We start from the raw sequence: 15,705 nt of genomic DNA on the forward strand, positions 1-15,705 counted from the left end.
GGACGATGGCCATGATCGAGATCTGCGTCGAAGGATTTGAGGAAGCGCTTGCGGCGGAGCAGGCAGGCGCTGACCGGGTGGAGCTTTGCGCGGCGCTTTCGGAGGGCGGGATCACCCCGAGCATTGCCCAGATCCGCCTTGCCACGGCGCGATGTTCAATACCGGTCTACGTCATCATCCGCCCGCGCGGCGGCGATTTTCTCTACACAGAGGCTGAATTCGAGGCGATCCTGGAGGATATCGCCACGGCGAGGACAGAAGGCGCCGATGGCGTGGTCACCGGCTTCCTCACCGAGGATGGCCGCATCGATATCGCGCGCATGAAAAAGGCCGTCGCCGCCGCCCGTCCCATGGGCGTCACCTGCCACCGCGCCTTCGACATGACCCGCGATCCGAAGGAAGCGATCGACGACCTGATCGCAGCCGGCGTCGACCGGGTACTGTCCTCCGGCCAGCGCGCCAATGCGCAGGACGGGATCGATGTCCTCAAAGCCATGATCGGCCACGCAGACGGACGCATCATCGTCATGGTCTGCGGCGATCCGGACCCGCGCCTGCTGTTCGACGGACCGGTCAGACCCGACGCCGTCGACTTCCATTTCGGCGCGACCGGTTACCGCGAGAGCCCGATGCGGTTTCGAAATCCCCACGTCTTCATGGGCAAGGAACAGGACAACCGCGAATATCGCCGCCGCGCGCTCGACGGCGAAGCCATCGCGGCACGGGCTGAAAGGCTACTCCGTCTCGCGGCATCCTGACCCGCAGGCGGGAACCGAAACGTCACTCCGGCAGTTGATCGGGCATCAGTCCAATCATCCGGAGGTACAGACATGACACAGAAGGTGGCACTCGTGACGGGCGCGGGGTCCGGCATCGGCCGCGCTTCGGCGCTCGCCCTAGCAGCCGATGGCATGGCCGTTGGCGTTCTCGGACACACGCCCGAGGAGAACCAGGAAACCGTCGACGCAATCAGGGCGGAAGGCGGCACCGCGCTTTCGCTTTCGGCCGACGTGACCAGCGCCGAAGAATTGGGCGCGACGCTCGATGAGCTGGTCTCCGCCCATGGCCGGCTCGACGCGGTGGTCGCCAATGCCGGCATCAACGGCGTCTGGGCTCCCGTCGACGAGCTTGACCCGGCCGATTTCGACAGGACGATCGCCGTCAACCTGCGGGGCACCTTCCTGACCATTCGGGCAACGGTTCCCTATCTCAAAAAGGCGGGCGGCGGCTCCATCACCGTCATTTCCTCGATCAACGGCACGCGCAAGTTCACCTCTCCCGGCGCCACCGCCTACTCGGCGACCAAGGCCGCACAACTGGCGATGGTTCAGCAACTCGCGCCGGAACTCGGCCAGGCGAAAATCCGCATCAACGCCATCTGCCCGGGCGCAATCGATACGGAGATCGGTGACAACACCGAAATTCGCAACGCCGAGAAAAGCGGCATCGGCGCAGAGGCACACATTCCGCTGACGAACGACAAAGCCGGCTCTTCCGAGGATATCGCCGCTGTCGTCTCGTTTCTCGCCTCAGACAAGGCGAGCCATGTTACCGGAACCCCGATCTGGGTCGATGGCGGCCAGAGCCTCGTGACCTGAACGCTTATGAAAAAGCCCGCCCTTCGAACGCGTCGAGGGCGGGCGCCCACGGCTTGCTGCAATGAGGGGCCAGGGCCGGTTCATCCCTGCCCTCGACGCCCGCCCCGACGTCTCGACAGGCTCGGAGGGCCGCAATTATCAATGCATTTTCGACGTCTGCACGCAGGAGCCTGAAATGTCGGACCCGATCCAATCCGCCACAAGCACGAACCGGAAAGCCAGGGCGCTCAGCAGGTCGACCGGCTTGCGCGATTGCCTTCGATTTGCCGCATATCTGGAGAAGAAGCGGCTCCGGCGGATCGAAAAAACAAGAGCTGGCCGGAAATATCTCACGTGAGCCAGCCCGATGCCGCCGGCTGTTGTTGTTCCGGTGACGGCGCCTTTCTTGGCCGTCGCGAACCTCGTGGATCATCTTCGACAGCCAGCGGCAACGACCAGGGTCAACCACCAGAAGAGGGCCGTTCGCACGGGTTCATTCAACCTGTCGAAGAGGCGACGGACGAAAGGAGACCCGGGCCATGACCATCGAAGCCGAACCGTGCAAGGAAGAACAGCCGATCCCACCCTCGCGATCTGTTTCCTGGGAACACAGGGACACGCTCTGGTGCATCAGCCTTTTCGGAACGGCGGTGGGCGCAGGCATTCTGTTCCTGCCGATCACCGCCGGGCAATCGGGTTTCTGGCCGTTGCTCGCCGTGACGATGCTGATCGGACCGATGGTCTATCTTTCGCACCGCGCCCTTGCCCGGTTTGTCCTTTCATCGCGCGTCGCGACGTCCGACATTACGGATGTGGTCGAAGAGCACTTCGGCCTGGTTGCCGGCAACCTGATAACGGTGCTCTATTTCTTCGCGATATATCCGATCGTGCTGATCTATGGGGTCGGCATCACCAACACGGTTGACAGTTTCATCGTCAACCAGATGCATCTTCAGCCCCCGCCCCGCTGGCTTTTGTCCCTGTCGCTCATCCTGTTGATGATGAGCGTGATGATGGCTGGCGAAAATGTCATGCTGAAGGTCACGGAATTTCTTGTCTACCCGCTGATCGTCATTCTCTTCGGCCTCTCCATCTATCTTATTCCGAGGTGGAATTATGCCGTTGTGTTTGAAGTTCCGTCAGCGAAGGATTTTCTTGTTACAATCTGGCTTACGCTTCCGGTGCTCGTTTTTTCCTTCAATCACAGCCCGGCAATATCCAGCTTTGCCCAGCTGCAGCGGCGCGATCATGGTTCGAACGCCGTCAGGAAAAGCGATGCCATTCTCAGGGTCACGGCGTCCATGCTTCTGGTGTTCGTCATGTTCTTTGTCTTTTCATGCATCATGTGCCTGACGCCGGAACAGTTCATCGAGGCGAAAAGACAGAATATTTCGATCCTCTCCTTCTTCGCGAACGCGTTCGACAATCCGGTCATTTCGTTTCTGGGGCCGGTCGTGTCTTTCGCGGCAATCGTGAGCTCGTTTTTCGGCCACTATCTCGGCGCGCGGGAAGGGATGCGCGGCATCATAAACCAGCAGGCCCGCAATATGGGATTCGAGACAAATTCGAGGAAGCTCAATATTTTCATAGTCCTGTTCTTCATACTGAGCGTCTGGATCGTTGCGATCGTCAATCCCTCAATTCTCGGACTTATCGAGACGCTCATCGGGCCCCTGATTGCGGCGATCTTGTTCCTGCTGCCCATGTACGCCATCCACAAGGTTCCGGCCATGGCCAAATACAAGGGGCGCGTCAGCAATGTCTTCGTCACCGCAACCGGCATTGCCGCGGTGTCCGCGATCTTCTTCCAGATCCTGCGGTAGGCAGAACCGTTGCCGGCACGCCGGGCCACGACCGGACAGGCAAAATGAAGCCCGCCCTCCTGAACATTGGACGGCGGGCGTTCGATGAAGGTTTCAAAGCAGAAGAATCAGGCAAGACTGCCGGCGGATGGCGCGGTCGTTCGCGTCGCTCTCACTGCACCGCCGCGCGGCGCCTGCTGCATGAGACCCGCCTCCAGCATGGCCGAGATAAAGGCCTCGCGGGAAACCTCCAGCTTGCCGTTGTGTGCGGCGGCTTCGGCGCAGAGGCCGGAAGCGCTCAGATAATGCCGGCCTTCCTTCTTGCGGCAATGATCCCGCAGGAAATCCGCGGCCTCCTCGGGACCTTCGATCGTGACGGCATCGCCATTCGCCGTCAGCACATGCACGGGGATGCTCCAATATGTGGCAAGCTTGGACATGTTTTTTCCTCGTCTCGTTTTCCGCCATTGCCGGCAAAAGCCGACATCTGTCACTCAAGAACCAAAAAACCGGCAATTTGTTCCTGCGATTTTCTCAATAAAAACCAATAGTGTGGCGGCCTGGCGGCGGCGATTTGCACAGTCCGGGACGGCGCGCGTTCAGGCAGCAAAGACGAGCCCCGGAGCGGCCCGCGCCTTACCGGCCAGCCGCGGCGGTCGACTGGCGGACGATCAGTTCGGTCGGCAGCGTGATCCGGTTGCTCGGCGCATCGAGCCCGCCGATCCGGGCCAGAAGCGTGTTCATCGCCGAGCGGCCGATCTGGCGCAGCGGCTGGCGGATCGTCGTCAGCGGCGGATGCATCTGCTGGGCGATGGCAATGTCGTCAAAGCCGATCAGCGATATGTCTTCGGGAATCCGCAACCCCTTCTCCCTGAGCGCCTGGCTGGCGCCGAGCGCGCTGATGTCGTTGGCGGCGAAAATCGCCGTCGGCCGGTGTTTCAACGCCAAAAGCCGCTTTGCCGCATCGAAGCCGCTCTTCTGCAGGAAGTCGCCACCGACGACGAGATCCGGATCGCGGTCGAGGCCGAACTGGGCGACGGCATCACGATAGCCGGCGAGACGCTCGCGCGCGGAACGCAGGCGGTTGTCGCCGGAGATGAAGCCGATGCGCCGGTGGCCGAGATCGGCGAGGTGGCGCACGGCAAGCCGCGCCCCCTGATAGCTGTCGCCGTCGACCGAGGGAAAGGGCGGATCGTCATAAAGCGTATCGATCGTCACCACCGGCAACGCTTCGCTGGCGATCTGCTCCAGATAGCTCGCCTCGTAAGGCAGGATGGCGATGATGCCGCCGGCAATCTGCTGCAAGAGGCTTGCCACGCTGCTCGGCGCGGTGCTGTCGCGGTCGGGCAGCGAATAGACGAGCGCCTCGTAGCCGGCGCTTTTCGCCGCGCCGCTGATGCCGAGCACGATGTCGCTGGTAAAGGGCGCATGCAGTTCGGCCATCACCCCGATGATTCGCGAGCGGCCGTTGGAGAGCTTCTGGGCAAAGGGATTGACCGAATAGCCCATCTCGTCGGCGATGCGCAGGATATCCTCGCGCGTTTCGGCCGAAACGCCCGGCTGGTTGTTGAGCGCGCGCGACGCCGTCATCCGCGAGACGCCCGCGACTTTTGCAATTTCGGCCAGCGTGGCCGCCCGCTTCTTCACCGCCAAAATGCGATCCCCCGTCGCGCCCTCAACGGCGTCGCGCGCGCGGCATCGGCTGAAGATACCTGAACGATCAACGCCTTATTCCCCTTGCAGCTTTCCCCAGCGCTCGGCCGGGCAAAGGTTTCGATTAGCACAGTTCCGTCACAATAGCGACACGAACGCACGGGCCGTGCCATCGGCCCTTCGCTCCGCTCGCTCGCACGGCTGATTCCACATCGGAAATCCATCGCTTGTTTACAGATAACGAAACCTGATTGACACATCGTATCGTTACCGGTAACGTACCTCATATCGTAAGATTTACAACTTGTCTTGCATGGGAGGACACAATGCAATTCAAACCGTCCAGAACCTTCACCCGTCTTCTGGGGTCTGCCGCCGTTGCCGCTCTGGTTCCGCTTGCGGCCCAGGCCCAGGAAACCAAGACGATCACGTCCTGGGACCTGCGTTCGGACACGACCACGGCCGGCATCGTCCGTGACGCGATGGACCGTTTCGAGGAGGCCAACCCCGGCTATGTCGTCGAGGATTCGCACTTTGCCAACGACGCCTACAAGACCAAGCTGAAGATCGCTTTCGGCGCCAACGAGCCGCCCTGCATCTTCGCCTCCTGGGGCGGCGGTCCGCTGAAGGAATATGTTGATTCCGATCAGGTCGTCGACCTGACGCCCTATCTCGACGCCAACCCGGAATTCAAGGACCGCTTCGTGCCGGCAAGCTTCGGCCCGGTGACCTTCAACGACAAGATCTACGGCCTGCCGGCTGAAAACACCGCCGTCGCCGTGATCTTCTACAATACCGAGATTTTCGACGAGCTCGACCTGACGCCGCCGGAGACCTGGGACGAACTGATGAACGTCATCAACGTCCTGAACGAGAACAACATCGCCCCCTTCGCGCTTGCCAACAAGAACAAGTGGCCCGGCTCGATGTATTTCGTTCTGCTGGCTGACCGCATCGGCGGCCCGGAAGCCTTCCGCAAGGCGGCAGCGCGTGAAGAAGGCGGCTCCTTCGAGGATCCGGTCTTCATCGAGGCCGGCGAGCGGCTTCAGGAGCTCGTCGAGGCCGACGCGTTTGCCCGCGGCTACAACGGTCTCGATTATGACGTCGGCGGTTCGCGTCGCCTGCTTTACGCCGATCGCGCCGCGATGGAGCTGATGGGTAGCTGGGAAATGGCCACCATCCGCAACGAGAACCCGGAATTCGCCGAAAAGGTCGATTTCTTCACCTTCCCGTCCGTGCCGGATGGCAAGGGCGACCCCTCCAACGTGGTCGGCACGCTCGGCGACAACTATGTCAGCATTTCCTCCGCCTGCCCCTACAAGGACAAGGCCTTCGAACTCTTGACCTACCTCACCAATGACGATGCAGCTGCCGCCCGCCTTGCCGACCAGCGCGTGATGCCGCTGAAGGGCATCACCACCGAGGATCCCTTCCTGAACAAGGTTCTGGAAGTCGTCGGCGAGGCCGGCAGCGTTCAGCTCTGGTACGATCAGGAACTGCCGCCGGCCCTTGGCGAAGTCCACAAGGACACGGTCCAGCAGCTCTTCGGCCTGTCGATCACGCCGGAAGAGGCAGCCGCCGAAATGGAACAGGCGGCCCAGGCCGAGGCCCAGCAGTAAGGCCTGCGCGGCGCCCATCTCCCAAACCTCCCGAGGCGTTCGTGATCCGCACGCGCCCCGCATCGGCCGCCGCCCCTGCCGGCGGCGGCCGTCATGCTGCTTGTGCCGATTTTCCGCATTGACCGGGAAACGTGCGAGAGAAAGGATAAGACATGTCCACGGCGATAACGCGGACGGCTGCCGACCGGCAAAGGCAGCGGAAGAAATGGGTGCTGGCCCAGCGCGCGGCGCCCTTCGTCTTCATGACGCCGGCGGTCATCTTTCTGGCCGTCTACCTGCTCTACCCCCTCGTCTCCAGCTTCCGGCTGTCCTTCGTCAACTGGAACGGGCTTGGCGACACGGCCGTTTTCGTCGGCCTCGACAACTGGGTCCGCCTTCTCCATGACGGCGTGTTCTGGCATTCGGCCTGGAACAACATCCTGCTGGCGCTGTTCTCGATTGTCATCCAGTTGCCGATCGCCCTGGTTCTGGCGGTCGTTCTGGACGAGGCCAGCAAGGGATCGCGGATCCTCAAGATCCTCTATTTCATTCCGCTCCTGATGTCCTCGGTCGCGCTCGGCGTCCTGTTCAAGAACATCTACGACCCGAATTTCGGCCCGATCAATTCCATTCTCGACGCCATGGGGCTTTACGGCTGGGCGCATGACTGGCTCGGCGATCCGCGCTATGCGCTGGGATCCGTCATCGCCGTCGTCTTGTGGCAGAACATTCCCTTCTACATGGTTCTGTTCCTGGCCGGCCTCGCCTCCTTCCCGCGCGAGATCACCGAGGCCGCAAGGCTCGACGGCGCGTCGCAGACCACCATCTTCTGGCGTCTGAAACTGCCGCACCTGCAGGGTACCTTCCGCACCGCCGTGCTGCTCGCGACCATCGGCTCGATGCGCTATTTCGACCTCATCTACGTCATGACCGAGGGCGGGCCGGAAAACGCCTCGCAGGTGATGGCAAGCTATATGTACAAGCAGGTCTTCGCCTCCTTCGAGCTCGGTTACGGCACCACGGTCGCCGCCGCCATGTTCATCATCATCACCGTGATCGCGGCAGTCGCCTTCCGCCTGTCCAAACGGTTCGAGACGGAGGTCTGATCCGATGAAAAAGAAACAAGGATTCAAGGTCGGACGCGTCGCCATTCCGGTGCTCGGCACCTTCTGGCTGGCCGTCACCACCCTACCCTTCATCTTCGTCGCCTTCATGAGCCTGAAGACGCAGCAGGAAACCTTCGTCAACCCGGTCTGGGCGCTGCCGGAGAGCTTCAACCTTTCCAACTATATCGAGGTGCTCGAGGGTTCCTTCCTGATCTATCTGAGGAACAGCCTGTTCGTGATCTCGACCTCGGTCGTCATCATCATCCTGTTGTCCTCGATGGCGGCCTATGCGCTGGCACGGCTGAAATTCAAGTTTTCCGACAGCCTGTTCGCCCTCATCGTCGCCGGCATGATCGTTCCGCTGCACGTCACGCTCGTGCCGGTCTACCTGATGACCCGCTCCATGGGGCTCTACGACACGCCGGCCGGCCTGATCGGCCCCTATGTGGCCATCAGCCTGCCGATCTCCGTGTTCATCCTGACGGAATTCATGCGCCAGGTGCCGAAGGAGCTCGAGGAAGCCGCCATGCTCGACGGCTGCGGCCCGTTCAAGATCTACTGGAAGATCTTCCTGCCGCTCGCCGGACCCGGCATTTCCACGGTCGCGATCTATAACGGGATCATGCTGTGGAACGAGTTCGTCTTCGCCTATGTGCTGACGTCCTCGACCGACAAACGCACGCTGCCGCTGGCGGTCTGGGACTTCCAGGGCCAGTACGCATCGAATGTCCCCGCCATCATGGCCGTCGTCACCCTTTCCGCCCTGCCCTTGATCATCGTCTACGCCATCGGTCAGGAAAAGATCGTCAACGGCATGATGGCCGGCTCGCTCAAGGGCTGATGGAACCGGAGTACCAACAATGACACAGATCCTTCTCGAAAACGTCGAAAAGCGCTTCGGCAAGCTCACCGTCCTGCACGACATCAACCTCAACATCGAAGACGGCCAGTTCTGCGTCTTCCTCGGGCCGTCAGGCTGCGGCAAGTCCACGCTTTTGCGCATGATCGCCGGTATCGAGGAGATCACCGAAGGCGATCTTGCAATCGGCGGCGAAATCATGAACGACGTGCCGCCGGCAGAACGCCGCGTGGCGATGGTGTTCCAGAACTACGCGCTCTACCCGCATATGAGCGTTTATGAGAACATGGCCTTCGGGCTGAAACAGGCGAAGACGCCGAAGGCCGACATCGAAAGGCGCGTCAACGAGGCTGCCCGCATGCTGCAGATCGAGCCGCTGCTCGACCGCCGCCCCAAGCAGCTCTCCGGCGGCCAGCGCCAGCGCGTCGCCATCGGCCGCGCCATCGTCCGCCAGCCCGCCGTCTTCCTGTTCGACGAACCGCTGTCGAACCTCGATGCGGCGCTGCGCGTTCACATGCGTTCCGAGATCGCCAATCTGCACCGCGACTATCCCGAAGCCAGCATGATCTATGTGACCCACGACCAGACGGAAGCCATGGCGCTTGCCGACAGGATCGTACTGTTGCGCGCCGGTCCGGACGTAGTCAGGAAAGGCAGCATCGCCCAGGTCGGGGCGCCGCTCGAGCTCTACCACCGCCCGGCCAATCTCTTTGCGGCGGGCTTTCTCGGCTCGCCGTCGATGAATTTCCTCAAGGTGAGGCTCGAAGGCGCCGATGAAGACGGCGCCAGGGTGAAGCTCGAGACCGGCGAGACCTTGCGCGTGCCTGTGTCGACCGAAGGCCTTTCGAAAGACGCCGAACTGACGCTCGGCGTCCGCCCCGAGCACATGCATCCGGCCGAGGACGACGTCGGCGAGCAGGTGATCCGCCGCAAGGTGCGCGCCGTCGAGAATTTCGGCGAATACAGCCATCTCTATCTCAACGAGAGCACGGAAAAGCCGATGATCGCCAAGGTCGCCGAGGATGTGCTGAAGGTTCCGGAAAAGCCGATGGCCTTCTTCGTCAAGCCCGCGGCCTGCCATCTGTTCGATGCCGAGGGCGAGGCGCTTGCCTACCTGCCAAGCGTGCCCGGCCCGCATGAACTGGGCTCGACCGACGCCGTCTGAACACGAAATACGGGATTTGAATGATGAACACCGTCGCAAGCAATTGCCTGTACAAAGACCCCTCGCAGCCGATCGAGGCACGTGTCGCGGATCTCCTCGGCCGCATGACGATCGAGGAGAAAATCGGCCAGATGCATGCCGTCTGGCTCTTCCTTGAAGAAGACGGCAACCACCGGACGCGCTCCGACCAGTTCACCGGTTCCTCCGATCCCGAGACGCTCAAAAGCATGCTGTCCTCCGGCCTCGGACAGGTCACGCGGCCTCTCGGCACCCGCAGCATCGATGCTGCGGAGGGCGTGCGGGCGCTGAACGCGCTGCAGAAGTTCATGGTCGAGGAAACGCGGCTCGGCATCCCGGTCATGTCGCATGAGGAATGCCTGTCCGGGCTGATGATCAAGGGCGCGACGCTGTTTCCCTCCTCGCTCTCCTTCGGAGCGACGTTCAACCCGGACCTGATCGAGAAGGTGGGCGCGGAGATCGGCCGGGAAGCCCGCGCCATCGGTTGTCACCAGGGGCTCGCCCCCGTGCTCGATGTCGCCCGCGACGCCCGATGGGGCCGCACGGAGGAAAGCATCGGCGAAGACCCCTACCTCACCGGCGTCATCGCCACGGCCTATGTCAAAGGCCTGCAGGGCGCGGATCGCGGCGTTCTGGCGACGCTGAAACATTACGCCGGCCATTCCGCCAGCGAGGGCGGCCGCAACCACGCCCCCGTCCATATGGGCTGGCGCGAACTCAACGACATGTTCATGCTGCCCTTCGAAATGGCGGTGAAGCTCGCCAATGCCGGCTCCGTCATGCCCGCCTACCACGATATCGACGGCGAGCCGGTGCATGCCTCGCACCACTTGATGACCAAGGTGCTGCGCGAAGACTGGGGCTTTGACGGCCTTGTCGTCGCAGATTATGTCGGCGTCAGCCTGCTCTACCAGCATCACGGCATTGCCGAGAACCGCGCGGAAGCGGCCGCCCTCTCCTTCAACGCCGGTCTGGATGTCGAGCTTCCCGGCGACGATTGCGCCAAGGACCTGAAGGAGGCGCTTTCGCGCGGGCTGATCACGCAAGCAAAGATCGACGAGATCGCCGCCCGGATATTGCGCGAGAAATTCCGTCTCGGCCTGTTCGAAAACCCGTATGCGGACGATGGCAAGATCGTGCTCCAGCGCAGGGAGGCCGTCGACGTCGCACGGCAGACGGCGGAGGAATCCGTCACCATTCTCGACAATAACGGCATCCTGCCGCTTAGCCCCGGCAAGAAGGTCGCCGTCATCGGCCCGACGGCGGACGACCCGCTCGCCCTTCTCGGCGATTATGCCTTCCCGGTTCATCTGATCCACAACGAAGCCCAGGAAGAGGTCGAAAGCGTCGTCACGCCGCTTGCCGGTCTGAGGGCGAAGCTCGGCGCGGAAAACGTCATCTATGCCCGCGGCTGCAACATTCTCGACGAGCGCAAGGCGGGCGCCCCGGTCTTCCCCGGCGATGTTGACGACAGCACCTCGCTGGAACAGGCCTCCTCGCTCTCCTCCCGGCTGGACATGATCCCGAGCGCGGTGGAAGCGGCGAAGAACGCCGATGTCGCCATCGTCTGCGTCGGCGACCTGTCCGGCATCTTCCAGACCGGCACTGTCGGCGAAGGCTCCGATGCCGACACGCTGGACCTGCCGGGCGTGCAGCAGAAGCTCCTCGATGCCGTGATCGAGACCGGCAAGCCGGTCATCGTCGTCCTCTCCTCCGGCCGGCCCTACAATCTCGGCGGCGCGGAAGAGAAGATCGCGGCGCAGGTGATGACCTTCTTCTCCGGGCAGGAAGGCGGCACGGCGCTGGCAAGCGTGCTGACCGGCGCGGTGGAACCGTCGGGACGCCTGACGCTGTCGATCCCGCACAATGTCGGCGCCGCGCCCTATTTCTACAATCACAGCTTCAAGAGTTCCGGCACGCCGATCGCCCGCCATTTCGGCAGCCGTTACCCCTTCGGCCACGGCCTCTCCTACACCGATTTCGAATTTTCCGATTTGAGGCTGGAGAGCGAAACCGTCGATATCGAAACGGGCACCGTGCATCTGTCGTTCATGGTCAAGAATGTCGGAGACCGCGACGGCATCGCCGTGCCGCAGCTCTACGTCCGCGACGAAATCGCCACGCTGGTGCGTCCGGTCAAGGAGCTGAAGGCCTTCGGCAAGCTTGCGCTCAAGCACGGGACAAGCGCCCGCGTGACCTTCGAGGTGCCGACGGACATGCTGAACTTCACCGGCTACGAGGGCTACCGCATCGTCGAACCCGGTTTCTTCACGCTGATGGTCGGCGTCTCCAGCGGCGACATCAAGCTGAAGGCGCGGGTTGAAGTGACCGGAGAACGCCGAAAGCTTCCCGCCGACTGGCGCATGCTGAGCGGCTTCGCCGTCGACAAGGCCTGATCGCGTCGGCGCATATGAAGGGGTCTGCCCTGCAGGCCCCTTCCGGGTTGCCGACGGCCCCGGCATGCCGTTTCCCGGCCATGCGCAACGGCCGGCAAGCGCGGCCTCGGGCAGGACATGTTTCCGGCCTTTTGAAGTCCATCGAACGCGGACTGTGCTCACGCCGCCGATCGACGTCGTTTCTTTTTGATTTGCGCCTGTTGCTGCTATTCTCTTGAATAAAGCGTTTCCAGGAAAAGCGGATACCGGTTTTCCGTTCGCAAACGCGCAAAAACAAAGAGATAGAGAGCTTTCGCGATTCGGAGAAGAGCGGAAGCGCTCTAGCGCATCGGTCCGAAAACCGGAATCGATTTTCGGAAAGAATGATGCGTAGATTCAATAGGTTAGAGCGTCCTTTGTGCATCCGAATGGATGCACGGCGCTCCAGGCGGAAACGGAGGCGGCCCATGAAGCGCATCACGATCACCCTGTCCGACGATATCGCCGACGCGCTGGACCACTATATGAACGAAAGCGGCGCGCAGAACCGTTCCGAGGCCATTCGCGATCTCGTCCGCCGCGCCATGCTGGACCTCAAGAACGGACCGGAGGACGCCGATTGCATCGGCGTCGTTTCCTATACGGTGGACCAGACCGCGCGCAGTCTCGCGACCCGGCTCGCAAAACGCCGACTCGACGCCCATGACCGCCATGTGGCCGCGGTTTCCGTTCCGCTCGACCATTCGACCGCGCTCGAGATCGAGGTGACGCGCGGCAAGCTCGGCGAGGTGGGCGCTGCCGCGCAGAAACTGTTCCTCGAGCGCGGCGTCGCCCACGGCGCGCTCTCCGTGGTGCCGGTGGCGACCGGGGGCGCGATGCACGCCCATGAAGGCCAGGCCGAGCCCCACCGCCATCTGCACGTCCGGCAGAGCTTCAATCCGGCAAGGGACGAAGAAGAAGGGCAGGTCTGATCCGAGCGCCTGGTTTGACAAGCGGCGGATTTCGGCTATCACGGCCGGTTCAATGCCAACGCCACCCGAAAGCCGCCATGGCCGTCTATGTCGACGATATGAAATGGCCCTTCAAGGGCATGATGATGTGCCACATGCTGGCCGACACCAGCGAGGAACTGCACGCCATGGCCGAACTGATCGGCATGGAGCGCCGCTGGGTTCAGTATCCGGGAACGGCCAAGGAACACTACGATGTGCCGATGACGCGCCGCGCGATCGCTGTCGAGGCCGGCGCGGTCGAGGTCAACTGGCGTTTCATGGTGACGCTGATCCGCAGCCGCCGATAGAGGATTTCGCAGCCAGATGGAAACATCTGACGCCCGCGAATATGCGTCAAGACAAAGAAAGAGTGCGCTTTCGCGTCCCCTGAGCGGCGGAACCGCTCCGGGGCTTTCCGGTTCTCAGACAGGCAGGGAGGAATCGACGATGCGGATCTGAACCCGCCGCCGCCCCTGGAAATAGTCGCCCGACAGCGCGCCGGCAATGCTGAGCCTGCGTCCCCGCGCCGAAAGAAGCGCCTCGCCGAGCGGCTTGTCGGCGGCGCGGAAGGCGATCCCGTCAAGATGGGCGCCCTCGGCGCTTTCGAGCGTCACCTTCACATGGCCGCCGGCGCCGATCACGCGCGCATCGCGCAGCTTGTGGTCTGGCACGGCGAAGATCGGCTGGGGATGGCCTGAGCCATATGGTCCGGCGGCCTCCAGCCGGTCGATCAGGTCGAGCGTGGCCCCGGAGGCATTGAGCGCGCCGTCGATCTTCAGTTCGGCATCTGCGGTCAGCGCCTCCACGGCATCACGCGCGCGTTCCTCGAAGAACGCCCTGAGCGCCGACAGACGCTCGCGGCGCACCGTGAGGCCGGCGGCCATGGCGTGCCCGCCGCCCTTGACAAGAAGCCCCTCTTCCACCGCCGCGCGCACCATGCGGCCGAGATCGAAGCCCGCGATGGAGCGGCCGGAGCCGGTGCCCTTGCCGTTTCCATCAAAGGCGATGGCGAAGGCCGGACGCGCGAAGCGGTCCTTTAGCCGCGAGGCGAGCAGGCCGACAATGCCCGGATGCCAGCCTTCCCGCGCGGTCACGATGACGCCGACGCCTTCGCCGGTTCCGAATTCGGCGATAGCGTCCGCCTCCGCCTCTTCCAGCATCGCCGCCTCGATCGCCTGGCGCTCGCGGTTGAGCTGGTCGAGCCGTTCGGCGATCGTTTCAGCCTCTTCCGGATCGGCGACGGTCAGCAGCCTGCTACCGAGCGCGGCATCGCCGATGCGGCCGCCGGCATTGATCCTGGGGCCGATCAGGAAGCCGAAATGATAGGGCGTGACCGGGCCCGCAAGTCCCGCCCGCCGGAAGAGCGCCGCAAGGCCGGGATTGGACAGCGCCCGCGCCACGACCAAGCCCTTGACCACATATGCCCGGTTCAGCCCCTTGAGCGGGACAACGTCGCACACGGTCGCAAGGGCGACGATGTCGAGCCATGCGAGCAGGTCGACGCGGCCCGCCCGTATGTCGCCCGCCTGGCGCAAGGCCCGCAATGCCGCGACCAGCACGAGAAAGACGACGCCTGCCGCGCACAGGTGCCCCTGGCCGGAGAGATCATCCTCGCGGTTCGGGTTGACCAGCGCGGCGCATTCGGGAAGGTCGACGCCGATCTGGTGATGGTCGATGACCACGACATCGATGCCGCGCTCGCGCGCAACGGCAAGGGATTCATGGCTGGTCGAGCCGCAGTCGACGGTGACGATGAGTTGCGCTCCGCCATCGATCAGCGCGCCGATCGCCTGCGGATTGGGACCATAGCCTTCGAAGATGCGGTCGGGAATGTAGATTTCGGCCTCGATGCCGAAGGCGCCGAGAAACTTGTAGACGAGCGCCGATGAACAGGCGCCGTCAACGTCATAGTCGCCGAAGATCGCGACCTTCTCGCTCCGCTGGATCGCTTCGACAAGCCGCGCGGCGGCCGGCTCGCAATCGGTCAGCGTGAACGGGTCCGGCATCAGCTGGCGCAGCGTCGGATCAAGAAATTCGGCTGCCTCCGCAACCGGAACATCGCGGCCCGCCAGCACGCGTGCAACCAGTTCCGACATGCCGTGACCCTGCGCCATGGCAAGGGCCCGGTTCTCGCCGGCCGCCCCCAGCCGCGGAACCCAGCGCAGGCCGCGCGCTGACCGCTCGACGCCGAGAAAGGCGCGCTGTCTTGCTTTGCGGCTGGCGGGATTGTCGGTCATCTGGCCTCGCTCTTCCAGGGATAGCACTCACCCCTGTTTAGCGCCAATCAGACCGCAATGTCATGAATTAACTTGAATGCTCTTGCAAGCGGGGCGCGCACGCCACGAGCGCGTGCCGTTCCGCGCCCCGGGCGGACCGGCTGCCTTCAAAGAACCCCCACAAGAAGGACAACCAGCCCGCCCCAGAAGGCGACCCCCGCCAGCACGATCAAGGCAAGCCCGGGGCTGCGCCTGCGGCGCAGCCGGGCCCAGCGCTTCGCCTTCTTTTCGTCGTCCCGCCTGCCCGGCTCTCCATAGGCCCTGATAGCGCTATCAAATCTCAA

Annotated in this window: 14 protein-coding genes; 10 read left to right on the forward strand and 4 right to left on the reverse strand. The window is 63.1% G+C overall.

The window, feature by feature from the left end:
* Nucleotides 1-5 precede the first annotated feature (5 nt).
* The 3 genes from JET14_RS12225 (at nucleotide 6) to JET14_RS12235 (ending at nucleotide 3,400) form a co-directional block, all read left to right on the forward strand.
* Nucleotides 6-758, forward strand: coding sequence for a copper homeostasis protein CutC (locus tag JET14_RS12225; RefSeq protein ID WP_200333846.1), 753 nt, complete (start codon nucleotides 6-8; stop codon nucleotides 756-758).
* A gap of 72 nt (nucleotides 759-830) precedes the next feature.
* On the forward strand, nucleotides 831-1,598 hold the full coding sequence (locus JET14_RS12230; RefSeq protein ID WP_200333847.1) for an SDR family oxidoreductase: 768 nt from the start codon (nucleotides 831-833) through the stop codon (nucleotides 1,596-1,598).
* A 518-nt stretch (nucleotides 1,599-2,116) separates the two neighbouring features.
* Nucleotides 2,117-3,400, forward strand: coding sequence for an aromatic amino acid transport family protein (locus JET14_RS12235; RefSeq protein ID WP_200333848.1), 1,284 nt, complete (start codon nucleotides 2,117-2,119; stop codon nucleotides 3,398-3,400).
* Between the two features lie 107 nt (nucleotides 3,401-3,507).
* Here the strand turns inward: JET14_RS12235 and JET14_RS12240 are convergent, their stop codons facing one another.
* Together JET14_RS12240 and JET14_RS12245 are read right to left on the reverse strand one after the other, a co-directional pair.
* Complete coding sequence (locus JET14_RS12240; protein ID WP_200333850.1) at nucleotides 3,508-3,819, reverse strand: DUF982 domain-containing protein; 312 nt, start codon at nucleotides 3,817-3,819, stop codon at nucleotides 3,508-3,510.
* A 196-nt stretch (nucleotides 3,820-4,015) separates the two neighbouring features.
* Nucleotides 4,016-5,026, reverse strand: a complete 1,011-nt coding sequence (locus tag JET14_RS12245; protein ID WP_246750630.1) for a LacI family DNA-binding transcriptional regulator — start codon at nucleotides 5,024-5,026, stop codon at nucleotides 4,016-4,018.
* A gap of 332 nt (nucleotides 5,027-5,358) precedes the next feature.
* Here JET14_RS12245 and JET14_RS12250 point away from each other — a divergent pair, with 332 nt between their 5' ends.
* From JET14_RS12250 to JET14_RS12280, 7 genes are all read left to right on the forward strand, one after another.
* Nucleotides 5,359-6,651 (forward strand): extracellular solute-binding protein, encoded by a 1,293-nt coding sequence (locus JET14_RS12250; protein WP_200333861.1) that lies wholly within the window; start codon nucleotides 5,359-5,361, stop codon nucleotides 6,649-6,651.
* 152 nt (nucleotides 6,652-6,803) lie between these two features.
* The gene (locus JET14_RS12255; RefSeq protein ID WP_200333863.1) at nucleotides 6,804-7,736 is read left to right on the forward strand and encodes a carbohydrate ABC transporter permease; all 933 of its coding nucleotides are present in this window, start codon (nucleotides 6,804-6,806) and stop codon (nucleotides 7,734-7,736) included.
* Between the two features lie 4 nt (nucleotides 7,737-7,740).
* The gene (locus JET14_RS12260) at nucleotides 7,741-8,577 is read left to right on the forward strand and encodes a carbohydrate ABC transporter permease (protein ID WP_024707535.1); all 837 of its coding nucleotides are present in this window, start codon (nucleotides 7,741-7,743) and stop codon (nucleotides 8,575-8,577) included.
* A 19-nt stretch (nucleotides 8,578-8,596) separates the two neighbouring features.
* A complete protein-coding gene (locus JET14_RS12265; protein ID WP_200333865.1) occupies nucleotides 8,597-9,760 on the forward strand; it encodes an ABC transporter ATP-binding protein in 1,164 nt (387 codons plus the stop codon).
* A gap of 23 nt (nucleotides 9,761-9,783) precedes the next feature.
* Nucleotides 9,784-12,174, forward strand: coding sequence for a glycoside hydrolase family 3 N-terminal domain-containing protein (locus JET14_RS12270; protein WP_200333866.1), 2,391 nt, complete (start codon nucleotides 9,784-9,786; stop codon nucleotides 12,172-12,174).
* A 446-nt stretch (nucleotides 12,175-12,620) separates the two neighbouring features.
* The gene (gene nikR, locus JET14_RS12275) at nucleotides 12,621-13,124 is read left to right on the forward strand and encodes a nickel-responsive transcriptional regulator NikR (protein ID WP_200333867.1); all 504 of its coding nucleotides are present in this window, start codon (nucleotides 12,621-12,623) and stop codon (nucleotides 13,122-13,124) included.
* Between the two features lie 77 nt (nucleotides 13,125-13,201).
* A complete protein-coding gene (locus JET14_RS12280) occupies nucleotides 13,202-13,453 on the forward strand; it encodes a DUF4031 domain-containing protein (RefSeq protein WP_200333868.1) in 252 nt (83 codons plus the stop codon).
* A gap of 114 nt (nucleotides 13,454-13,567) precedes the next feature.
* On the opposite strand, the gene recJ is transcribed toward JET14_RS12280, so the two are convergent.
* Nucleotides 13,568-15,382 (reverse strand): single-stranded-DNA-specific exonuclease RecJ, encoded by a 1,815-nt coding sequence (recJ, locus tag JET14_RS12285; RefSeq protein WP_200333869.1) that lies wholly within the window; start codon nucleotides 15,380-15,382, stop codon nucleotides 13,568-13,570.
* A 146-nt stretch (nucleotides 15,383-15,528) separates the two neighbouring features.
* Nucleotides 15,529-15,705 (reverse strand): hypothetical protein, encoded by a 177-nt coding sequence (locus JET14_RS12290; RefSeq protein WP_200333870.1) that lies wholly within the window; start codon nucleotides 15,703-15,705, stop codon nucleotides 15,529-15,531.

Source organism: Martelella lutilitoris (assembly GCF_016598595.1).
GTDB lineage: Bacteria > Pseudomonadota > Alphaproteobacteria > Rhizobiales > Rhizobiaceae > Martelella > Martelella lutilitoris_A.